Annotated in this window: 23 protein-coding genes; 18 read left to right on the forward strand and 5 right to left on the reverse strand. The window is 53.7% G+C overall.

What is annotated here, in order from left to right:
• The first annotated feature begins 9 nt into the window (after nt 1-9).
• The 8 genes from AAC086_RS04100 to AAC086_RS04135 are packed head-to-tail and all read left to right on the forward strand — an operon-like array spanning nt 10 to nt 8,183.
• Nucleotides 10-954, forward strand: coding sequence for an ABC transporter permease (locus AAC086_RS04100; protein WP_339775636.1), 945 nt, complete (start codon nt 10-12; stop codon nt 952-954).
• On the forward strand, nt 951-1,766 hold the full coding sequence (locus AAC086_RS04105; RefSeq protein ID WP_339775639.1) for an ABC transporter permease: 816 nt from the start codon (nt 951-953) through the stop codon (nt 1,764-1,766). The genes AAC086_RS04100 and AAC086_RS04105 overlap by 4 nt, the downstream gene beginning before the upstream one ends.
• Nucleotides 1,766-3,433 carry an ABC transporter ATP-binding protein gene (locus AAC086_RS04110; protein WP_339775641.1) on the forward strand — a complete coding sequence of 556 codons (1,668 nt, stop codon included), beginning with the start codon at nt 1,766-1,768 and terminating at the stop codon, nt 3,431-3,433. The genes AAC086_RS04105 and AAC086_RS04110 overlap by 1 nt, the downstream gene beginning before the upstream one ends.
• On the forward strand, nt 3,430-4,968 hold the full coding sequence (locus AAC086_RS04115) for a serine hydrolase domain-containing protein (protein ID WP_339775644.1): 1,539 nt from the start codon (nt 3,430-3,432) through the stop codon (nt 4,966-4,968). The genes AAC086_RS04110 and AAC086_RS04115 overlap by 4 nt, the downstream gene beginning before the upstream one ends.
• Complete coding sequence (locus AAC086_RS04120) at nt 4,965-5,777, forward strand: creatininase family protein (protein WP_339775647.1); 813 nt, start codon at nt 4,965-4,967, stop codon at nt 5,775-5,777. Before AAC086_RS04115 ends, AAC086_RS04120 begins: the two co-directional genes overlap by 4 nt.
• Nucleotides 5,774-6,475 carry an RraA family protein gene (locus tag AAC086_RS04125; RefSeq protein WP_339775649.1) on the forward strand — a complete coding sequence of 234 codons (702 nt, stop codon included), beginning with the start codon at nt 5,774-5,776 and terminating at the stop codon, nt 6,473-6,475. The genes AAC086_RS04120 and AAC086_RS04125 overlap by 4 nt, the downstream gene beginning before the upstream one ends.
• Nucleotides 6,472-7,368 carry an N-formylglutamate amidohydrolase gene (locus AAC086_RS04130; RefSeq protein WP_339775650.1) on the forward strand — a complete coding sequence of 299 codons (897 nt, stop codon included), beginning with the start codon at nt 6,472-6,474 and terminating at the stop codon, nt 7,366-7,368. Before AAC086_RS04125 ends, AAC086_RS04130 begins: the two co-directional genes overlap by 4 nt.
• Complete coding sequence (locus AAC086_RS04135; protein ID WP_339775651.1) at nt 7,368-8,183, forward strand: alpha/beta hydrolase; 816 nt, start codon at nt 7,368-7,370, stop codon at nt 8,181-8,183. The genes AAC086_RS04130 and AAC086_RS04135 overlap by 1 nt, the downstream gene beginning before the upstream one ends.
• Here the strand turns inward: AAC086_RS04135 and AAC086_RS04140 are convergent.
• Complete coding sequence (locus tag AAC086_RS04140) at nt 8,180-9,211, reverse strand: GntR family transcriptional regulator (RefSeq protein ID WP_339775653.1); 1,032 nt, start codon at nt 9,209-9,211, stop codon at nt 8,180-8,182. The genes AAC086_RS04135 and AAC086_RS04140 overlap by 4 nt on opposite strands.
• On the opposite strand from AAC086_RS04140, the gene AAC086_RS04145 reads away from it, so the two are divergent.
• The 4 genes from AAC086_RS04145 to AAC086_RS04160 all read left to right on the forward strand — a co-directional run bounded on the left by AAC086_RS04145 (nt 9,210) and on the right by AAC086_RS04160 (nt 11,292).
• On the forward strand, nt 9,210-9,464 hold the full coding sequence (locus tag AAC086_RS04145; protein ID WP_339775655.1) for a helix-turn-helix domain-containing protein: 255 nt from the start codon (nt 9,210-9,212) through the stop codon (nt 9,462-9,464). The genes AAC086_RS04140 and AAC086_RS04145 overlap by 2 nt on opposite strands.
• Before the next feature lie 20 nt (nt 9,465-9,484).
• The gene (locus AAC086_RS04150; RefSeq protein WP_339775658.1) at nt 9,485-10,270 is read left to right on the forward strand and encodes an IS630 family transposase; all 786 of its coding nucleotides are present in this window, start codon (nt 9,485-9,487) and stop codon (nt 10,268-10,270) included.
• Nucleotides 10,271-10,541: 271 nt separating this feature from the next.
• The gene (locus tag AAC086_RS04155) at nt 10,542-10,991 is read left to right on the forward strand and encodes a hypothetical protein (RefSeq protein WP_339775661.1); all 450 of its coding nucleotides are present in this window, start codon (nt 10,542-10,544) and stop codon (nt 10,989-10,991) included.
• 67 nt (nt 10,992-11,058) lie between these two features.
• The gene (locus tag AAC086_RS04160) at nt 11,059-11,292 is read left to right on the forward strand and encodes a hypothetical protein (RefSeq protein WP_339775664.1); all 234 of its coding nucleotides are present in this window, start codon (nt 11,059-11,061) and stop codon (nt 11,290-11,292) included.
• Nucleotides 11,293-11,370: 78 nt separating this feature from the next.
• Here the strand turns inward: AAC086_RS04160 and AAC086_RS04165 are convergent, their stop codons facing one another.
• A complete protein-coding gene (locus AAC086_RS04165) occupies nt 11,371-12,960 on the reverse strand; it encodes a YbaY family lipoprotein (RefSeq protein WP_339775666.1) in 1,590 nt (529 codons plus the stop codon).
• Nucleotides 12,961-13,147: 187 nt separating this feature from the next.
• Nucleotides 13,148-14,035 (reverse strand): SMP-30/gluconolactonase/LRE family protein, encoded by an 888-nt coding sequence (locus tag AAC086_RS04170; RefSeq protein WP_339775669.1) that lies wholly within the window; start codon nt 14,033-14,035, stop codon nt 13,148-13,150.
• A 289-nt stretch (nt 14,036-14,324) separates the two neighbouring features.
• Between AAC086_RS04170 and AAC086_RS04175 the strand changes: the two genes are divergently transcribed.
• From AAC086_RS04175 to fhuB, 3 genes are read left to right on the forward strand one after another with little or no spacing between them, the layout of a single operon-like run.
• Complete coding sequence (locus tag AAC086_RS04175) at nt 14,325-15,101, forward strand: ABC transporter ATP-binding protein (protein WP_339775671.1); 777 nt, start codon at nt 14,325-14,327, stop codon at nt 15,099-15,101.
• 9 nt (nt 15,102-15,110) lie between these two features.
• Entirely contained in the window at nt 15,111-16,037 is a 927-nt protein-coding gene (locus AAC086_RS04180; protein WP_339775674.1) for an iron-siderophore ABC transporter substrate-binding protein, read from the forward strand.
• Nucleotides 16,034-18,034 (forward strand): Fe(3+)-hydroxamate ABC transporter permease FhuB, encoded by a 2,001-nt coding sequence (gene fhuB / locus AAC086_RS04185; RefSeq protein ID WP_339775676.1) that lies wholly within the window; start codon nt 16,034-16,036, stop codon nt 18,032-18,034. Before AAC086_RS04180 ends, fhuB begins: the two co-directional genes overlap by 4 nt.
• 42 nt (nt 18,035-18,076) lie before the next feature.
• Here fhuB and AAC086_RS04190 read toward each other — a convergent pair whose 3' ends face one another.
• On the reverse strand, nt 18,077-18,799 hold the full coding sequence (locus AAC086_RS04190; RefSeq protein ID WP_339775679.1) for a Crp/Fnr family transcriptional regulator: 723 nt from the start codon (nt 18,797-18,799) through the stop codon (nt 18,077-18,079).
• A gap of 154 nt (nt 18,800-18,953) precedes the next feature.
• Here AAC086_RS04190 and AAC086_RS04195 point away from each other — a divergent pair, with 154 nt between their 5' ends.
• The 3 genes from AAC086_RS04195 to AAC086_RS04205 all read left to right on the forward strand — a co-directional run bounded on the left by AAC086_RS04195 (nt 18,954) and on the right by AAC086_RS04205 (nt 21,440).
• Complete coding sequence (locus tag AAC086_RS04195) at nt 18,954-19,385, forward strand: pseudoazurin (protein WP_339775681.1); 432 nt, start codon at nt 18,954-18,956, stop codon at nt 19,383-19,385.
• Between the two features lie 62 nt (nt 19,386-19,447).
• Nucleotides 19,448-20,671 (forward strand): copper-containing nitrite reductase, encoded by a 1,224-nt coding sequence (nirK, locus tag AAC086_RS04200; protein ID WP_339775682.1) that lies wholly within the window; start codon nt 19,448-19,450, stop codon nt 20,669-20,671.
• Between the two features lie 22 nt (nt 20,672-20,693).
• A complete protein-coding gene (locus AAC086_RS04205; RefSeq protein ID WP_339775685.1) occupies nt 20,694-21,440 on the forward strand; it encodes an SUMF1/EgtB/PvdO family nonheme iron enzyme in 747 nt (248 codons plus the stop codon).
• A 127-nt stretch (nt 21,441-21,567) separates the two neighbouring features.
• On the opposite strand, the gene AAC086_RS04210 is transcribed toward AAC086_RS04205, so the two are convergent.
• Nucleotides 21,568-22,362: an NAD(P)-dependent oxidoreductase gene (locus AAC086_RS04210; RefSeq protein WP_339775687.1), complete on the reverse strand. Its 795-nt coding sequence runs from the start codon at nt 22,360-22,362 to the stop codon at nt 21,568-21,570.
• Nucleotides 22,363-22,398: the final 36 nt, after the last annotated feature.

A 22,398-nucleotide genomic window follows, 5' to 3' on the forward strand; every position in this document is an offset into this window, starting at 1 on the left:
GGGCGCATAATGCTCAGATTCATAGTTGCACGTTTGCTCACAGCCATACCGACGCTCATTCTGGTTTCAATTACCGTTTTCGCCTTGATCCGGCTGATCCCGGGCGACCCGGTCACGCTGATGCTGGGTGACAACGCAGACCAGCAGGTTTACGACACCATGCGCCGCCATCTCGGGCTGGATCAACCTATTCCCACCCAAATGTTTCTATGGTTCCAGGCCCTGTTACATGGCGATTTGGGGCATTCCATCACCACCGGAGAACCGGTTTTACAGCTTGTGTTGCATCGCTTCTTTATTTCAGCACAACTGGTACTGATTGCCGTCGCACTGTCCGCACTCATCGCTGTACCGTTGGGTATGGTCGCTGCCTGGCGCCAAAGCAGCGGCTTTGATCTGGGCGTTGTCTTTACAGCCACCATGCTGATGTCGATCCCCACCTTCTGGGGTGGTTTGATGCTGCTGTTGTTTTTCGGCCTTAAACTCGGTTGGCTACCGGTTATCGGATATGTATCTATCGCCCAGAATTTCTGGAGCGGATTTCTCTATCTGATCATGCCGGTGGCATCGCTGGTATTGCACGAAACCGGCATTCTGGTCCGCATGGCACGGGCATCAACCCTTGATGTTTTGCGCCTTGACTACATTACCCATGCGCGCGCCAAGGGCCTTTCAGACACCGCCATCCTGACCCGGCACGTTGCCCGCAATGCGTTTGGCCCAACATGGACCTTGCTGGGTCTTATTCTGGGCAATTTACTGGGCGGTGTCGCTGTTATCGAAACGGTTTTTACCATTCCCGGCCTTGGCCGTTTGATTGTTGAATCCATTTTCGGTCGCGACTACCCGGTTTTGCAGGGTTGCCTGCTTTTTGTCGCGGTGACCTATGTGGTCGTCAATCTGATTATCGATCTGTGCTACCCCCTGTTCGATCCAAGGATAAAAGCCCAATGAGCTTGCGTAGAACAAACCAAATTCTGGGAAGCAGCCTGGTCGCCTTCTTCCTTGTTGTGGCGTTGTCAGGGTTGCTCTGGACACCGGAAAACCCGCTGGCCATTCACCTGCAAGACAAACTTTTGCCCCCGGGGCCGGGCCACTGGCTGGGCACCGATGAATATGGCCGTGACGTTTTATCGCGCCTGATGGCGGCTGCGGGCACCAGCGTTTCGATTTCGACGCTGACGGTTTTGTGCTCGGTCTTTTTCGGGCTGATCCTTGGCGCGCTATCGGGCTATTGCCGGGGCTGGGTGGATCGCACCGTTATGCTGTTTACCGACACGCTTCTTGCCTTCCCGTCCATGCTGCTGGCCCTTGCTTTGCTGTCCATCATGGGCACCAACATTTCCGGTGTCATCATCGCCCTTGGCCTGGCCTATTTACCTACGGTCACACGGGTTGTTCGGGGCTCGGTCATGTCGCTGCGCGGGCAGGATTATATCGAGGCATCCCGTCTGATGGGGCACCCTGCCGGGTATACCTTGCTTGTCCATATTATTCCAAACTGCCTGGCACCGGTGATCGTGATCGCGACATCAATGTTTGGCTCTGTTTTGCTGACCGAAAGTGCGCTTAGTTTTCTCGGTCTTGGCGTGCCGCCACCCGCACCGACTTGGGGCAATATGCTGGCGGGCGCACGGCCTTATATGGAACAGGCCGTCTGGCTTGGTATTTTTCCGGGTCTGTGTATTTCGATGACTTTGCTGGGCATCAATCTGTTTGGCGACTATGTCCGCGACCGTTTTGACCCACGGATGAGGGGCCTGTGATGACTGACACCGAAATCTTGTTAAGTGTGCAAGCGCTCGACCTTGGGCTGGTCAGCCCCACTGACAACCGCATTGTCAAAGCCGCCAGCTTCGATCTGAAACCCGGCGAGGTTTTAGGCCTTGTCGGGGAATCCGGATCGGGAAAAACCATGCTGGGCCGCTCGCTTTTCGGGCTTCAGCCCGGCGTTGTGGTTCCCTATGGCGGAGACATTCTGTTTCAGGGGCGTTCGGTGCTGGACATGAAAGCCAGGGATCTGCGCCGCCTGCGCGGGGCCAAGATCGGCATGGTTTTTCAAGAACCCATGACGTCCCTTAACCCGTCCATGACAATTGGTCGCCAGCTTAACGAACCGCTGCAAGAACACACCAAACTAAATGCAAAAGAACGTCATGCCCGGATCATTGAAATAATGGAACGGGTGGGCATTCCGTCCCCGCAAGACCGGCTGGATGATTATCCCCATGAATTTTCCGGCGGCATGCGCCAACGCATCATGCTGGCATCTGCAATGTTGCTTAAACCCGCCTTGCTGATCGCCGACGAGCCGACCACCGCCCTGGATGCCCTTGTCCAGCGCAGCGTTTTAAAATTGATGCTGGAGCTAACAAAAGAAGAAGGCACAGCCTTAATCCTGATCAGCCACGATTTACCCATGGTCGCCCATTATTGCGAACGCCTGCTTGTGATGCGCCAGGGCGAAATCGTTGAGTCCGGCCAAACAGCCGATATTCTGGCAACACCGCAACACGAATATACCCGCAACCTGCTGCGCTCCATGCCTGAACGCGGGCCTGTTCGCCTTTTCAATGATACCGACCAACCCATCCTTGAAACCCGTGATCTGGCGGTCGAATATAAATCCCGGTCGGGTTTGTTTGGCAAGGTTGATCAGAAAAAGGCCCTTCACGGCATTAATCTTACGGTGCGACGCGGCGAGGTTGTGGCCGTTGTTGGGGCTTCGGGTTCTGGCAAAACCACCCTTGGAAAGGCCATTGCCCATCAAATCAAGGCCAGTGCAGGCGAGGTATTGTTTCGCGGCCACGCGGTTAAAAAAGGCAATGCCACCTGGATCGATTATCGCCGAAATTGCCAAATGATCTTTCAGGACCCGTTTGGATCGCTTGATCCGCGCTTTACCATTCGGCGCACCCTGTCCGAAGCCCTGTATCACGAAAAAGATCTTTCCCGATCCGAACGAGACGACCGCATTTGTACCGCGATTGAGGAAGTCGGGTTAAGCACGGCCCATCTCGCCCGCCTGCCCCATGAACTGTCCGGCGGGCAGCGCCAGCGTGTTGCCATTGCCCGGGCTATTATCGGGCGTCCTGATTTCGTGATCGCCGACGAAGCCGTTTCGGCCCTTGATGTCACTGTGCGCGCACAGGTGCTGGAGCTTTTAAGCAACCTGCAACATCGATACGGCTTTTCCTGCCTGTTCATCAGCCACGACCTGGGCGTGGTGGAACAACTCGCGGACCGCGTAATTGTTATGCGCGATGGCAAGATCACAGAAGAAGGGGCGCGCAACCAGATATTTGATGAACCCAAAAGCGATTATACACGCGCCTTGCTCTCGGCAATTCCCAAGCTGAACCGCACGGAAACCGGCGTTGTTTTAAGTTGGCGCTTTGACGACCCCAATCTGAGAACGGAGGCTTTAGGATGAGCCATAAAGACGGACTGATCCGCGCAACACCTGAAAGTCACAAAACAGACCCTGCCATCATTTTAACCGTGCTTGATGAAATTGAACGCGCCGGTATTGAAATGCACAGCCTGCTGGTCTGGCATGACGGTGCCTTGATTACCGAGGCCTATTGGGCACCTTACGGGCCTGATCGCTTGCATATGATGCATTCTGTGACCAAGAGTTTTACCTCGATGGCGGTCGGACTGGCCATCGAGGATGGCAAACTAAACCTGACGGACCGGGTGATCGACTTTTTCCCGGAATTTGAAAATTCGGCCGCCAGTGGCATCGAAGCCATGCAAATTCGCCATCTGCTGACAATGACCAGCGGTCATGCCTGCGGCATTTCCGGCGGATCGTGGCGCAAACTCAAAACAAGCTGGGTCGAAGATTTCCTTAAACAACCCATTGTCTATGCGCCGGGCGAAATTTTCATTTATGACAGTGCATGCAGCTATATGCTCTCGGCCATTGTGCAGCGCGCTTTGGGGCGCACGGTCCATGATTACCTGACGGATCGCGTTTTTACGCCTTTGCAAATGTCACCTAATATTTGCTGGGACAAAAGCCCGGAAGGGATTAATAGCGGCGGCAATGGCCTGACCTGCCGGACATCTGACCTGCTCAAACTCGGGATTTTGCATTTGCAGCATGGCAAATGGAACGGTGATCAGATTTTGCCGGAAAACTGGGCCATAGCCGCCACCGGCATGCAACTGCGCGATGTCTCGCTGGGTGTATTAACCGGCGAGCATTATCTCGGCCCCGATGAAAGCGTGGGCGACGCCGCCCCGGAACGGCGCGAAGGATATGGCTATCAATGGTGGCGAGGCCCCCATGACAGCTACGCGGCGACGGGCCTGTTCGGCCAAGCCTGTATTGTACTGCCCAATGAACAGGCTGTCATCGCCTTCACCGCGGGCATGGACGATAATGATCGTCGCTTTCATGGCCTTATCCACGATGTGCTGCGCCCTGCCCTTGGCACCTGGGACAAACCCGATCTGCCAGACCGTATCAATATGCTTGAACTTTGCCCACCGCCAGCCGAAAGCTGGTCGCATGCCCCGCAAAACTGGGCTGGAACTTACACAACCGAACCCAATGATCAGGGCATCACAGCCCTTCGTCTGGAACAATCAGGTCGCGATATTGTCTTTGTTTTAGAAGACCATCGCGGGGTGCATCGCATTCAGGCCGGGTTGGGCCACAGGGTTGAAAGCGTCACAACGATGACCGGTGCACGGCTGCACCATGCCTATGAACCCGATGCTGGCTTTGCTGTGGCAGCATGGGGCGCATGGTCAAAAAAAGATGATGACGGCTGGCACACCCTGACATTCGACTGGGCCTTCATCGAAACCGCATTCCGCGATACAGTCCGCTGTAAACTGCGCAATGGTATCGTGCGGATGTCCCGGCAGGTGAATGTCAATTCGTCCATTCTGTCCCTGCCCGAAATAAAAGGGCACCTGAGCCAAAACGCCCGTCAAAAAGAAACCGCATCATGACAAAGAACCGCATCGCAGACATGACGGCGGCTGAGTTTGCCGCGCGAACACAGGAACCAACACTCATTCTGGTTCCGCTTGGATCGCAGGAAGTGCAAGGCCCCCATTGCCCGATGGGCGATTACCGACTGGCCGAACGCCTTGCGGTCATGGCGGCAGAGGATGCAGGCCCCTGTGCGCTGGTGGCACCCGGGCTCCCCTTTGGTTACGCCGATTTTTTTCGGGATGTTGCCGGTGGCATACAATTGCGTCCTGAAACCTTCAAGGCGGTCTTGCGCGATATGCTCGACAGCCTGCTTGACCACGACCTTAACCGTCTTCTGATTTTTAACGGCCATACCACAAACGCATCCCTGATCTCTCAAGTCGTGCGCGATATTCGCCGTGATCGGGGCATTATGGTGCCGTCGCTTGATATTTGGAAAACAATCCCCGACAGCCTGTTAGAAACCCTGTTTGGCGATGCTACCGTACGCGGACATGGCGGTGAACCAATCAGTTCAGTCGCCCTGCATTTATACCCCGAACAGTGCCGTATGGACCTTCGAACAGAAAAAACACCCCGCAAAACAGCCCTTGGTTTCCCTGTGCGTGGTGTGTCTGGCGTTACTTTTGAGGGTATCGCCCTTAACCTGCCGCTGAATGCCACAGACATTGATGAGAACGGATTGCTGTCCGGCTTGGCAGCGTTAGCCTCTGCGCAGCATGGCGAAAAACTGACCCGGCATATCGTCAGCATAACAGCCCGCCTTATCCGTTCTTTGCTTCGTGCTGACCCTAAAAACCCGATTATGCCGGAGGCTTCATGACCCGCTATCGTATTGATCCTTTACCGGCACCGCTTGACCCAGCCTTGCGGGCAAAGCTGGAGCAGGTTGAAACAGCCACCCTTGGCCACGTCCGGCTAACCGGATTTGCCAATCGGGCCATTCAGGCGCTCGATAGCAAACAAGTGGTACGGGCCGGTGTCGCCGTCACATTGGCCCTGCCGCCCATGTGTTCCACGCTGATGCATTACGCGGTTAGCAAAATCCGCCCCGGCGACATGCTGGTCGTGGACCGGTTGGGCGACGACCGCCATGCCTGCCTTGGCGGGGCGGTGGCGCGTGCGGTAAAACAGGCCGGCGCTGTTGGTGTCGTCATCGACGGACCTGTAACCGACATCAACGAAATTCTCGATGAAGGCCTGCCGGTTTGGTGCCGCGGGGCATCGTCGTTAACAACACAAAGGCTGAATTTGGGCGGCACGTTCAATCGCCCCATCGCATGTGGCAATGCGCCTGTATTACCAGGCGATATCGTTCTGGCCGACGCATCTGGCGTGGTTTTTCTGCCTGCCGACGAAGCAGAAGACGAAGCCGATGCCGGTATTGCCCGCCAGGGCCGCGTCGCCCGCACCATGGCGCGTCTGAAAAACGGTGAACGCCTGGGCGACATTACCGGCGTTATTAAACAGATCAACGAGGCCATCGGCGCAAACGCGGATACAGAGACAAAAACATCATGACACCACCCGAGTTTAACCTTCCCTTGCTTCCCGTCCCGGAAGATATTCCCGGCGTTTTAAGCATTGACGCGCCCAAAGCCCCCCTGGTGCCACTGGTTTTTGATAGCCCGCATAGCGGCCTTGACCTTCCGGTCGATTTTCATCCTGCTGTCGATGCGGATGCCGTGCGTGTATCAGCAGACACCCATGTTGATGACTTATTTGCCGCCGCACCCGATTATGGTGCCCCCCTGCTACGTGCCCTGTTCCCACGCAGCTTCCTTGATGTAAACCGGTCCCTGTCGGATATGGATGTCAGCATGGTTGACGGGCAGTGGCCCTATCCCACACGTTCCAGCAACACCGCCAAACGCGGCATGGGCCTTATCTGGCGCAAGGCGTGGGACGACACCGCAATGTATGACCGCCCGCTTACCATTGCGCAGGCGCGTAACCGCATCCTCACCTATTGGCTTCCCTATCACTGCGCCCTTCGCCGGTTGCTTGATGCGTCTTACGGCCAGTTTCGCACCGTCTATCATATCAATTGTCATTCAATGACCAATATTGGTCACACCATGTCTTCGGACGGAAAGGACGCGTCGCGTCCCGATATTTGCATTGGCGATCTTTATGGGCGTTCGGCAGGAAGCGAATTTACCGACCTGTTATGCGAGATTTTGCGCGATGAAGGCTTTGTGGTTGAAATGAACAAACCCTTTCGAGGGGCCGAATTGACTGAGGCCTATTCCAACCCGGCAATTGGCCGCCATTCGGTGCAATTCGAAATCAACCGCCGCATGTATATGGATGAAACCACCCGCGAAAAAGCGGCTGACTTTGCCACATTCAAAGCAGTAATGACACGGCTGAGCGAAAAATTGGCGGCCTATGCAAAGGACAAAACAAGCTGATGGCAAAACTGAATTTTTATCGCCTTGACCGCAGTGCCATGTTTTCATTGCAAAGCGATCCGCGTTTTTCCTACTGCACCTATGTGCCCAAAAATTATGATCCAGCAGGTAAAAAAACCTATCCGCTGGTCGTGCTGATCCATGGCAGCATGCGCAACGCCTATGAACTGCGTGATCAGTTTGTCGATTTCGCCGAAGAACAACAATGCGCATTACTAGCGCCGCTGTTTCCCTGCGGGATCGAAGGCCTGAACGATTTTAACAATTACAAGCATCTTCGCTATGGCGATGTGGCCTATGATACGGTTCTGCTCGACATGATCGACGAAGTATCCGGCATTTTTCGCCTCAACAGCGAAAAGTTCATAATGCATGGGTTTTCCGGTGGCGGCCAATTTGCCCACCGCTTTTTATTGCGTCACCCTGACCGATTATCAGCCATTTCAATCGCCGCACCAGGCACCGTTACCATTGCCGATGAAAGCACGCCCTGGTGGGTGGGCACCGCAGATATGGAACAACAATTGGGCGCACCCCTGCGGCCCGAAATTATGCAAAATGTTGCCGTGCAGCTTGTGATTGGTGCAAATGATACCTCACCCGAGGGCACCATGGTCGGCGAAAAATCAACCTTCTGGATGGACGGAATTAACGATTCCGGTCACACCCGCATGGAACGGATCAATAGCCTGGCGACAAGCCTGTCGGCGATTGGCGTGCCCTCGGAAATGGCCATTGTCCCCAATGCCGGGCATGAAGGTGATAAAATCCAGGGAGCGGTAAAAGACTTTCTAACACGTTTTCTGACACGTTAATCCCCAAGCGGATCACGGCCATCGAAAGACGTCCGACTAAGATGGCGATAGAGAATATCAACCGCATATTTTCTATCGCCACGCTCAAGGGCATCAAGAATTGCCAAATGATCCCGCGCCGACTTTTTTACACGTTCTTCACTTAGCCGGGTAAACTCGGCAAACTCCGTCATCCGGCGCAAATTGTTCTGCCGTTGGATACTTTCGCTTAAAAAACGATTATTTGCCCAGGATACAATTGTAGAATGAAAGTTGGCATTAGCGTCGAACCAGGCGCTACCAGACGTTTCTGATAAAGGGCGCTGTAAAATCGCGGTCTGCTCGGTTCGTAAATCCTGTAACTGCAAAAGGACCGGTTCAAAACTGCTTTCACGAATAGCACCGCATTCTATAATGATGCGATAGGCATAGCTTTCATTAATCGCATCCTGATGATCCAGTGTTTCGGCAAAACGCCAACCGTGACCTGTTCGACGTTCTGCCAAACCGGAATTGGCAAACCGCATCATCACACGCCTGACTATTCCGCGCGACCGGCCAAATTGCTCGGCTAACTCTGCCTCTGAAACCTCTACGCCGATATCTCCGTTAGCGCGGGAAATCATCAGTTTTTCATATAAATCTTCCAGTTCCGAACGCGGCAAATGCGCTTCAATATCCAAATGCTGCGCCGGTACCCCCACAAAACGAAACCCGACATTGGGAACCTTTGAAAAAACACCAAACTGTTCAAGCAATTGCAACACACTGCGCACGGGCGAACGCGATGTCCCAAGTTCCTTGGCCAGTTTTGTTTCCGATACATGTTCATCGGGTTCCCAGTGACCGTTTTGCGCTAAATTAAAAACTTTCCGCGCCAGCTCTGCCTGAAGGTCACTCAATGGCTTTTCAAGAATGTCATCAGGCAACACACATCTCCTGCATTTTAGGCGCATATAATCTTGTCTGGACTTTACACTATACTCCGAGTCATTGAACATCCGATTATTGTGTGACCTTTGGGCTTTTATAGATTCTTTATGAACCATGATTCACTCACATTTTCTCACCTCGGCCGAACGCCTTGAACTGGAACGCTGCGTACGTCGTCAGCGGGAGGATCATGGTATTGCGCGGCGCGCGAACGCGATCTTGTTATTGGACAAGGGCAAGTCCTGCGCCGAGATTGCAGAAGTTCTCTATCTTGACGACGATACGGTTCGGGGCTGGTACAAGACCTGGCGGCGCGACGGCTGGGAACAGCTTGCAATAGATGGCTGGCAAGCGGCATATCGCAGTTGACGGCGCATCAGGAGGCAGCTTTGTCCGCTTGGCTTGATGAGCGTTTTTGCCGAAACGCGCAGGAGATCAGGGCGTATATCGCGTCTGAATTCGGGGTCAGGTATGCCCATTCGGGCTGCCTGAAGCTGCTCCGCCGTCCGGGTTTTGAATATCGCAAGCCGAAACCGCTGCCCCGTGTGGCGGACGAAGAAAAGCAGGCCGCATTCATCGCGCTTTATGAAATCCTGTTGAACACGCTGGCCGCCGACGAGACCGTCTATTTTGCCGATGCGGTTCATCCGGAATATCAAACAAAGCCAGCGTGTGGCTGGGTGCGCAAGGGCGCAAACTCCGCCATCAAGACCACCGCCGGGCGGGGGTGCGTTAATATTCATGGGGCACTTTGCCTGGAGAATTTCGACGCGCCTTTTGTTGAACCGCTCAGCGTTGATGGTGATAGCGCGGTGCGGCTTCTGTCCAAAACCGAGGCGAGAAATAAAACCAAATCAACCATTTACGTTATCTGGGACAATGCACCCTATCACCGGTGCGAAAAAGTCAGGCGATGGCTTTCCCGCCCCGAATGCCGCATCCGATTGATCCAACTGCCCGCCTATTGTCCGCATTTGAACCCGATAGAGCGGCTTTGGGCCGTCATGCATGAACATGTCACCCATAATCAGTTCTACCCGACGCAAAAGCAGTTCGCGCAGGCAATAATGCTCTTTTTCCGCAAAACAATCCCCAAAAACTGGCATCATTTCCGCGATCAGGTCTCCGACAATTTCCGCATCATCTCACATCAGAATTTTCGGGTTTTGCGGTGAGAGGGGTATAACAAAGTTTTTACATCCGCCTTGCGCACAAGTATCAGTCCCGTGCCTATCACGGCATAAGGCAGCAAAATATCTGCCTCAAAAAGCAACACCAGATTTAAAACACCAAACGCAGCCAGGCATAGCAATCGTTGAACATAAGGCCGGATGCCATATCGCTGAAACTGCTGCCATGCGCCAAAGCCAAACAAGGCAGAAAATATAAGAATAAATTTACTTTCGAACCCGTCCTGAATAATCGCTGCGGCAATAATATCGGGCCATGCCGCCCCCCAACCTGCCACTGGACACCTGCAAATCCATCCGTAATCGCAAGAAATGGAAGATTTACCACCAGAATGCCAAACAGCGCAAAAGCACGCAGCGCATCAATCGATTGTTCGCGTTTTGTAAACACCCGAATGCCCTTTCCAAAGAAATGATCTCTGTAAAAGACGTTTCAGCCATGCCGAAATTCAGGGCTTTCGAAAAAGCAAAACTAGAGCATATTTCCTTTAATAAGACCCGTTTTGCCAACGCATTTTGCTGCTCAGCAAGGAGAAGTCCGCAGGGCGTAACGGGGTTACGGACAAGGATTTCGACGTCGCCGAGCAGCAAAATGCGCTGGCCCGCAGGGTTTAATTTTGACGGCGTTTGGCGGCGTTACACCGCTTGCCCGATGCGCCGCATCGCGCAGCGCGCCGTGCCTTGCCAAACGACACGTCAAAATTAAACAAAATGGGTCTTATTAAAGGAAACATGCTCTAACCACGAAAAACCTCGACAGCACAGAATGTTGCGTGCTTGAAGAAATTGTCCATCAGAGACATTCCGACAGAGCAGAGCAGAACAAAAGAACGGCAAAGACAATATTGATTGCTCTGCCAGGCACCGGATTAGATAAAACAGCGAAGAACGTCACCCCGAATGCGAGCCAGGTGGTATTTGCGATCACGATGACAGTTATCAAAACCATCACCTTTACCGCAACGCCCAACCCGGCTTGCGCCGGCATGCTCATATGTGCCGAATAAACCGCACCTATGGCAGCATAGGCCTTGGGATTGGCAATCGTCAAACCCACACCATGCAAAAAGAAGACCACTCAATACTCAGCTTTCGCAGGCATCGCGCGACAGCCAGCCAATAAATACGCCGTCTTTTTCCAGCCTTTTGTGCTGGTAGCAATCATCGGCGGGATACGCGCCCGATGCGGGGGTAAACAAGACATCGCGCTCGCCGGGCAGAACGTTGGTTGGGCCTTCCACGGCTTCAACATGGATGTCACCCAGACCATTTGACGGTGCCAGGCAATCATACCGGCCCCCATTAATATTGATGGTCCGAACCCCAACCGTACCGTGATTCATCGGCCATGCTTTTAAAACAGATGGCAAATCGCCCACTGAACGACCCAGGCACGCCTTGATCGCGGGCATCATGTCGTCAAAATAACGGGTCCATTCCGAATTACCCGTTTGCATCAGCGACGATACCGTCACCATCGGAAAATCACCCGGTGCCAATGCCAGCCCGGCAATTTGCGCCGAGACAGTGCAACCGGTTTTATTGCCATCGGCCAAGGACGACCATATGGCATTTTGCCCTTTACCTCGTATTTCATAGGCGTCATTGGCATAAAGAAAGCCCGATGCGGCCCGTTTATGGGGCAGATAGATCGGCTCGCGGCCTAAAAATTCAATCCGAACCTGGTCTTTTTCCTGATCAAACGTGGCATAAAACCGGGATTGATTATCGCAGACAAATGTCTGCCGCCCGACGGGCTCGGACATTTCCGTTGCCGCAAGTTCGGTTTTTAACCGTGTTTGCACCAGCTTGGCCTGGGTTTGTGCATTGCTGATTTCGGTTTTATCAGGCGCGCTGAGCTGGTGATCTATGCTTTTCTCGCCAGTTTGATATTTGCCCTTGGCAAAATCAAGCAGCAACCGATACTCAATCCCCCCCGCACTGGCAGCAGACGTCTTTGCATCCGTGCTGCCAAAACTGGCCCGTCTCGCCCGTTCATCAAACCGCAGCAACGCCCCATTGCGAAAGTAAAACGAAATATCAGATGATCCGTAATCACCCAGATCGCGATTTTGACGGATCAAAACCGGCGTTCCATCGTCGGCGACAAAGGCTTCAAAGCTGCCATTGCCTTCGTCTTTTGAATATTTTCCGGCAATTCGACGGTATTTTGACAGGCTTTTATCAATTGATGCAATCAGTTTATCGGTGGCCGACTTTTTCGCCTCATGCGACTTTTCGATGCCGGGTGGCTGACGCAACATCACAACATTAATGTTAACGGCATCGGGGTTTCCGACCGTCAGAACAGGGTAGGATGTTTCATTGCGAAACAGATTTTTACCAGCGCCATCGGAAATAACCGTTTCCACCGCATAACGACGCCCAGGGTCGATCCTGGACGTTTGATAAGGCAGTTCAAAGGCCATCGGCGGGTTGGTCGCCGGCAAAGACTTTGCCGCAATCACGCGGGCGGGCACGTCCGCCCGAGAAACATCAAGCAACTTTACCGTCAGGATATTGGACGGCGTCATCGCAATGCGTTCGCGATACGAAACCGTCCCTGCAATTGTGTCGGTTCGTGGCATTGAAACATCGCACGCTGCAATCAACGAAACCGCAACCAACGCCATAACAACGCGCACCTTGTCCCATTGGAAAGGTGAGATCTTCATTTTTTTCCTCAGACTTGCTCGTTCTTTTAGACCCGCGCCTAATGTTGATCGCAAAAGACAAGAAAACCAAGACCAAAAACGGCAAAGTTGCTTCTTTTCTAAAACATTACAAAACTGACATGATCAAACGGCCAGCACCCCGCCAGCCTGTTTGGCAACGCACATTTAGCGCCAGGTCATATTCAACCTAACCGGCAAAGGCATGACAAGGTGCCCCAACGATGCCGGTTTCAATCGACAATAGCGCCCCTTCGTGCGGTTTTTCGCCCGATGTTCCCGCCGATGCCGATGTGATGAACAAGGTGGTCATATCCGGTCCGCCAAAAACACAGCTGGTCGGATTGGTAACAGGCAGATCAATGATGCGGTCAATATCACCTTTTGGATCAAACCGGATCACACAGGACCCGCCATAACGTGCATTCCAGATATAGCCTTCACAATCCATCGCCGAGCCATCCATGCCGCCACGGCCCTCAACCGAACAAAACAGCTGCGGGTTGCTGGCGTGCCCGGTTGCCATGTCAAAATCATAAACATCCATGCGGTTGGCCAGCGTGTCGCCAAAAAACATTTTGGTACCATCGGCAGACCATAACAAGGTATTGGAAATGCCAATATCCGCCGCAAACCGTGTCACGGTGCCATCGGCATCAACCCGGTTTAACGTGCCGCTATGTTCGGTTATGGCAACATCTTCGCCATTCTGACCGATATTGTTTTGCATTGTGCCATGCCAAAACCGCCCCATCGGGTCCACCCGGGCCTCGTTTGACCGGTTCTGGCGATTGTCGTGATCGGGTGCAACAAACGGTGTCAGTTTTTCGTCAACCGGATCAAAAAATGCCAGTTCATCGTGCAACGCAACCAGAAACCCGCCCTTTTGGCGCGGAACAATCGCCGAAACCAGTTTATCAAACGGCCAGGTTTTCAAGTCATTGCTGGCAGGGTGCCACCCAAAAGCGCGCTTGCCGATAATATCCACCCAATACAATGTGGCCCTGCCCTGATCCCAAAAAGGCCCTTCGCCCAACTGGCAACGAAGCTCTGGCAGTGGCATGTTTATCTGTGTCATGACGTTTCCCTGATCATCCCGATGGTTCATTTCTTGCTGAACCTTATCCATATGCGCAACCGGACTTTTGCACAAACAGCAACATCTCGCCCGTCATTGCGCGCGGCACCTAAAATATAAAAACCATAAAACAGATTAGACGTCGCCCTTACCAGCAAATTTTATCTGCAATCGCAACTCGGTTGCATTTACGGCGCGTTATTGATAAGCATTCTCACAATCACAGCTGACAGCGTCCATGTGCCGGTTTCCCGTAATGCCGCCATGCGCCAACCGAGTTTTATATGCGATGTTTGATCTGAAGGATGTTGGCTTTCGCACCGAAGGCAAAACAGCCAAAACCCTGCTATCCGACATTTCCGTGTCGTTTCCAACACGCGCGTTTTCGGCCATTGTCGGGCATAACGGATCGGGCAAAAGTACACTTCTTAAAATTCTTGCCCGTAAATACCGCCAGTTTGACGGACAAATTCATATGGGCAAGGTTGCACTAGGCGAACATTCCATTCGCGATTTTGCCCGCAAGGTTGCCTATTTGCCGCAAAGCCCGACAGTGCCGCCGCATCTGAGCGTTCGGGAACTGGTCGGGTTCGGCCGTTATCCGTGGCGCGGCGCATTTGGCCGCTATCGCGCAACTGATTTTGAAAAAATTGATCACGCAATGGCCCTGACCCATGTCGAGAACTTCGCCGACCGGCTGGTTTCAAGCCTGTCTGGCGGCGAACGTCAACGGGTATGGTTGGCCATGCTGCTGGCACAAGATGCCCCGACCTTGCTGCTTGACGAACCGACAAGCGCGCTTGATGTCGGCCATCAGCGCGACATTTTGCACCTGATTTCAGACCTTAAAAACACCATCGGACTGACCGTGATTGCCGTTTTGCATGATATCGACATGGTGGGGCGTTTCGCCGACCATATTCTGGCACTGCGCAACGGCACAACCTGCTGGCAGGGCGATGCCCGCCATTTCATGCACGCCGATACCTTGCAGAAAATCTATGACGCCGACATCGGTGTCATCACCCTGCCGCGGTCCAACATTTCCATCAGTTACATCGCGTAAGGGGCCACAATGCGCCGTCCATTTCTGCTTGCTGTCATCGCCCTTTGCGCTATGGCATTCCATACAATACCCGCCCACGCCGAGCGCAAAACCTATCGTCATGAAATGGGCAGCGTTACCTTCGATACGCCCCCGACCCGCATCGCGGTGACCAACTGGTCGTTGACCGAAACTGTTATTGCCCTGGGCTTAAACCCGGTTGCCATTGCCGACCCGCAAGATTACCGCAAATGGGTGGTAAAACCCGACCTGCCCGCCCGTTTTGTCGATATAGGCCAACGCCAATCCCCGAATATGGAAGCCCTGCGCAAGGCCAGGCCCGACCTGATCCTGATCAGCAAGGAACTGGCCATGGCCTATGATGCCTTATCCGACATTGCGCCCACCATGGTGATTTCGACCTATAACAACAACCAGCCAGCCCTTGAAAGCATTCGCAAAACCACCCGCGAAATTGCCGCCATTACCGGGCGCGAACACCGTGCCGGGGAAATATTGCAACAGCTTGACGACACACTGGCACATGACGGCGACCGTATCCGGGCCGTTCTTGGCCCCGAGCAACGCATTGCCGTTATTCGGATTAATTCCGACGCCCAGATCAATGTCTTTGGGCCGCCATCCCTGCCCAATACCGTCTTGTCTGCCATGAATATTCCAACAGCGTATAACGGCGACACAACCGGCTGGGGCTTTGCCCGTGGCGGGCTGGAACTGCTGGCACCTTTTGCCAACGATACCGTCGCCTTTATTGAACCAACACCAGCCCCCGTGCGCCAGCGCATTGTATCGTCGCCGCTTTGGAAAATGCAGGGTTTTGCCCGCAACAACCAAGTCTATCAGCTACCGGCAGTCTGGACATATGGCGGGCTATATTCGGCCATGCGTTTTGCCGATCTGCTGGCAACCCAAATTGAAAATGGCCCCTATAAATGATGATGCGCCCGGCCCGCGCCACAATCCTTGTTCCGGTCCTGTTTGGCTTATTGGCCATTACCACTATCTTTGCCGATCTTGCCCCTTTCTTGCAGGATGGCAATGGGTGGCAGGCCCTGTTTGCGCCCGACGAAACCCGGTTCGACCAGATATTTTTTCATTTCAGTACCCTGCCCCGCACCGTTATGGCCTTTATGTGCGGTGCCGGGCTGGCTGTTGCCGGGGGTGCGATCCAAACCATATTTCGCAACCCGCTGGCCTCGCCAACAACGCTGGGCGTTGGGGCCGGGGTTGAACTGACCTTAACCGTTTTTCTGGTGATGGCCCCGGCCAGCCTTGCCCCGTTTCAGGATGTTTTCACCCTTGCCGGTGGCATGATTGCACTGGGCATTGTTTATCTGATTGCATCGGGGCGCAGCAACGCCACCCTGTGGCTGATCCTGGCGGGCATGATTGTTAATTTGCTGCTACATTCGGCAACCCAAATTTTCATGCTGTTCAACCAGCAATATCTGGATTCCATTTTTATGTGGGGCGCGGGCGACCTTGCCCAAAATGGCTGGGACAGCGGCTATTATCTCGCCCCCCGGCTGGTGCTGGGCATTATCGCCATTTTTGCACTGGTGCGCCCGCTTGATATTTTGGCATTGGGCGACGATACAGCCAATTCGCTGGGCGCCCCGGTTAAATGGCTGCGACTGATCATTCTGACCGTCGCCGTTTTTATCACCGCCAGCATTATATCGGCCGTTGGCATGATCGGCTTTATTGGCCTTGCCGTTCCCGCGACGTTGCGGTTTGTCGGCTTTACCCGATCCAGATCGCTATTGGCCATGTCGCTTGTGGTGGGCGGCTGCGGGCTGGTTGTTATTGATTATGTCATGCGCCAGTTTGCAGGCACTGGTGGCGATATTTTTCCAACCGGAGCGGCCACCGCCCTGATCGGCGCACCCTTTGTTATTGTTATTTTGCGCAAAGCGCGGATCATGCCCGATGGCAATGCCAACAGCCAGGATCACCCGGCAAACTATCATCTGGCCCCGAAAAATCTGTTAATGACCATTCTGTTTACCGGGCTGGTGCTGGGGCTGGCATTGTCGCTGCTGGTATCGCTTGATGGGCAGGGGCATGTTGTTTTTACCGCGATTTCGGATTTATTTGCCTTTACCAGCACCATTGGCGACCGCGCCCAACGCACCCTTGCCGCTGTCGTTTGCGGGGCGGCCCTTGCTGTATCGGGCACGTTGATCCAGCGGGTCGGGCATAATCCCATGGCCAGCCCGGAAATTACCGGTGTCAGTTCGGCAACGGCGCTGGCCATGATCGTGGCCATGGTTTATTTCAGTTTTGAAGGCCGTACCGAATTGATGCTGATTGGCGCTGTCGGCGGTATTGTCGCATTGATGGTGTTGCTGGGGCTTTGCCGTAATTTCAATCACGCGCCGCATTATCTGTTGTTAAACGGTTTGGCGATCACGGCCATTCTTGGCGCTGTCGTGCGTATCGCCCTGACGCATAGCGGGACACAGGCAACCATGCTGATTTCATGGCTGGCCGGAACCACATATTTCACCCGAATGGACGAAGTGATCCCTGTTGCCATGATAACCGCTGCCCTGACCGTGATGACCCTGCTGGCACGACGACCGCTTGAACTTGCGTCAATGGGGGCCGAACAGGCGGTATCGTTGGGGCTGGGTATGTCGGTATTTCGCCTGGCAATGATGACCGGGGCCGCCATTCTCGCTGCGGTCTCAACCCTTTTGGTCGGGCCGCTCAGTTTTGTTGGTTTAATGGCGCCACATCTGGCCCGCATTGCCGGTTTCAGACGGGCCGGTGCACATCTTCTCGGCGCCATCCTGATCGGGGCCAATGTGATGATGGTGGCGGAATGGCTGGCGCGCAACATGCTTTATCCGCAACAATTACCAACCGGCCTCATCGCTGCCCTGATCGGCACCGCCTATTTTCTGATTTTATCTGCACGGCGGCAATAAAGCACTTTTCCTTTAATATGACCGATCACGAAGGGTCAGAATCTATCCATGATCCTGACCCAAAACAACCAGGCGCTGCGGGTTGCTAACGACAATATGTTTGCGGCGGCTTTTCACCAGCCCCTGTTTTTCCCATGCGCTTAACAGGCGGCTGATTGTATGCAATGTCGTTGCCGTCATTTCCGATAAATCCTGCCGGGTGATGGAAAAATCAACTTCAATGCCGCCCTCAACCTTGCGTCCTGTTTGGTTAACCAGCCGCAACAGCGTATTGGCCACGCGTTGTTCAACCTGCTGCGTTGCCATTTCAACAACGCGCATGTTCAGTTCCCCCATCCGTTCTCCAACGATTTTATATGTCTCGGATGAAAATCCCGGATAACTGGTGACAAAATAGTCCCAAACCTGCATCGGCCAACTCAGGATAATCGCCTCGGATGCCGTCATCGCCGTGGCCGGATAGGTATCGCGCCCAATCGCCTTTGCAAAGCCAAACAACTGACCACTGGGAATATGTAGCGAAATAACCTGTTCGCCGCCCGGGGTTACGCGCAATACCCGAATATAGCCATCCAGCACCATAAAAAACCGGTAGGCCGGGTCCCCTTCGCGAAAAACGGCAGTCCCTTCAACATAACGGCGCACCGTCGCCTGATCAATAATCTCGCGGATCTGATCGTGGTGAAGCAACGAAAACGGCGGAATATGCGTCAGCAGGCTTTCATCAAGCCGGGCCAATGACGTGTGTTCAAGATGCGCTTCCATGACCTCTCCCTTGCTGTGCACAACAGCCACCATACCATGTTGTATCTGTCGCTTCAAAATTCGCAACGAAGGTTGTTCTAGCGCAAAGTCTGTATCTCATTACCGCGTATTTTCACCCGATCAAACCAAAAAAGAACGAGGAAAGGGTACGAAAATGTTCCGGACAATCACAACGGCACTTCTATTTGCCGCTCTTATGGGTGGCACCGCAATGGCTGAAACCTTTGAAGTGCAAATGCTCAACAAAAGCGGAGATCAGACAATGGTGTTTGAACCCGATTTTCTGCGGGTTGCACCTGGAGACATCGTTAAATTTGTCCCCACCGACAAAGGCCACAATGCCCAAAGCATCAAAGGCATGACCCCCGATAGCGCCGAACCGTTCACAGGGCGCCTGGGCAAGGAAATTGCCGTTACCTTTGATACTGAAGGCCTTTATGCGATCGAATGCAAGCCCCATTACGCGATGGGTATGGTGATGACAGTTGTTGTCGGTGGCGCAACAACCGCACCGGCTGACTTCCTGGCTGGCCGTATCCCGCCCAGGGCCAAGGCGCGTTTCGAAGCCCAGCTCTCGAAACTTTAAGTTCCGACCATTCCGGCAAGGCTGTCAAACAGCACTGCCACATCGAACTATTGGAGGCATCCATGCGTAAACTGTTTAACCCCGAAGACATGAAAATCAATCGTCGCAACATCCTGCGGGGTGGTTTTCTGGCCGGGGCCGCCGCAGCAGCGATGAGCACTGGCGCACACGCCCAGCCGTTTGCCGCCCGCCCGAAACTGGTAACGCCGCGCAATGTACCGGTTCATCTGGCCAAAGCAGAAGCCGATAGCCAGGCCAAGGCCAAACCCGCCGATCTGACCGGCTATACCCGCGTCAAACAGGAGCTGGTTGCACCGCCCTTCGCCCCCAAACATGACCAGGTGGCAACCGGGGGTCCGAAAATCATCGACGTCACCATGACGATTGATGAAAAACTGATGACCGTCGATGAAGATACCGGAGCCAGCATCTGGGCACTGACCTATAACGGGTCGGTCCCCGGCCCCATGATCATTGCCCATGAGGGAGACTATATCGAACTGACCTTGCGCAACCCTGCAACAAACGCAATGGAACATAACATTGACTTTCATGCGTCAACAGGTGCCCTTGGCGGCGGCGGGCTGACCCATGTTTATCCTGGTGAAGAAACAATCCTGCGCTTTAAGGCCATAAAACCGGGTGTTTTCACCTATCATTGTGCGCCCGGCGGCGCCATGATCCCCTATCATGTGACACATGGCATGAATGGTGCCGTCATGATTTTACCGCGTGACGGCTTAAAGGACCGCGATGGCAAGGCGCTTGTCTATGACAGCATCGCCTATATCGGCGAACAGGATTATTATCTGCCGCGCGACGAAAATGGCGATTATAAAACCTATCGGGTCGCAGGCGATGATTATGCCGACAGCATCGATGCGATGCGCACCCTTGTTCCGACCCACTCTGTCTTCAATGGTGCCGTCGGCGCATTAACCGGCGACCATGCGTTGCGGGCCAAGGTCGGTGAGACGGTTTTGATCATTCACAATCAGGCAAACCGCGATACACGGCCCCACATGATTGGCGGTCATGGTGATTATGTCTGGGAAACCGGTTCTTTTGGCGACGCGCCGCAAACCGGGCTTGAAACCTGGTTCATCCGTGGCGGCAGCGCCGGTGCGGCCATGTATACCTTCAAGCAACCGGGCGTCTACGCCTATGTAAACCACAACCTGATCGAAGCGGCCCTTTTGGGAGCCACCGCCCATTTTGTTGTCGAAGGTGAATGGGACAATAATTTGATGGAACAGGTTGCCGCACCACGCCCGATTACGGCCTGAACCACAAAGCACGGTATCACACATGAAAACCGCCGCCAGCAAACCTGGTTTCCTTGCAAAACGCATCGGCATTGCCGGGTTGCTGGCGGTATTCACGTTGGTTGGGGCTGCATGTAAAGAACACAGCATCGATTTACGATATGTTCCACAAATGGCTGAACGCCCGGTAACCTTGCCCGACGGGCATAAAATTTATGTTCAAAAATACGAAATAACCGTCGCCGAGTGGAATATATGCCATAACGACGGTGCCTGTAGTGAAGGCCTGCGCGCCTTTGCCGGGCACGATCCGGCAAAAGTGCCTGCAACCGGTTTGAACCGCCTTGATATTGCACAATATCTTGACTGGGTGAATGCCAAGTCCGGGCACTTTTTTCGCCTGCCAACAAAACCGGAATGGGAATTTATGGCACGCGATGCCCTGCCCAAAAAGCACGATCCGATTTTTACCAACCCCGACTTAAGGTGGGCTTCGGCCTATCTTACCGACGGGTTAACGCCGCGCGCGTTACGCGATCAGGGCAGTTTTTCAACTTCCGACGAAGGCATTGCCGACCTTGATGGCAGTGTATGGGAATGGACCAACGATTGTTATGCGGGCAACACCGCACCCGCAAATAACAACCGATGCCCCGCTTATGTTGTGGCCGGAGAACATATTGCGGTTATTCCCTATCTTGTCAGGGACCCGGCACGGGGCGGTTGCGCTGTTGGTGCGCCGCCTGCACATCTTGGTTTCCGTCTGGTGACAGAGACAAAACCCGAATAAAATCATCGCTGTTGTTGGCGATTTTGGGCACAAACAGCATAAATGCCCGCCTTTAATGAAGGCAGGCTTTTATGTTTTTATGTTGCACATGGTCGGCAACCTGGCCGGGTCCGAAACCCGAAAACGATCAATCCTCGAAATGGCCGCGGGCCGCAAAACCGCCCCCCTGATAAATCACCGCAGCATCATGGCGGTCTTCTTTTGGAAATTGGGCTTCAATATCCGCGCGGAATGCTTCCGAGCTATCCTGGGGTTGCCAACCAATAAAAGCCGCATGATCGTTGTTCCACCACACGGTTTTATTAGGCGAAACACCGTACATCACGGTATGGCCGGTCATTGGCGCATTAAAGATCGCCTCGATCAGGGCAATAAAATCACGCGGGCTCAACCAGGTGGACAGCATTCTGCGGTCTTTGGGTTCTGGAAAGCACGAACCAATCCGCACACTCACCGTTTCAACATCGAACTTGTCGTAATAATAACTTGCCAGGGCCTCGCCATAACATTTGGTTACGCCATACAGGCTATCGGGTCGCAATTCAGCCTTGTCATCAAGCATTTCAGTGCGTTTGTGAAAGCCGATGGCATGGTTGGAACTGGCAAACATAATGCGTTTGACGCCCTGTTTGCGCGCCGCTTCGTAAATATTGTAGGTGCCAAGGAAATTGGCCTGAAGCAAATCATCAAATGCGGCTTCAATTGAAATGCCACCCAAATGCACGATACCATCGCAATCCCTGACCAATTCATGCACAGCAGCACGGTCTGACAGATCACATTTGACGATTTCTTCATTTGACCCGGCATCGCCCATATCGACAATATCAGACAGGCGCAGCACATCGGCATAGCCCTTAAGGCCCTCGCGCAGAATTTTACCTAAATTACCGGCAGCACCGGTGATGAGAAGCCGTTTCATAACGATCCCCTGTTCGAAAATTTCAGTCAAACATCA

Origin of the sequence: uncultured Thalassospira sp. (assembly GCF_963976115.1) — a bacterium.
Classification (GTDB): domain Bacteria; phylum Pseudomonadota; class Alphaproteobacteria; order Rhodospirillales; family Thalassospiraceae; genus Thalassospira.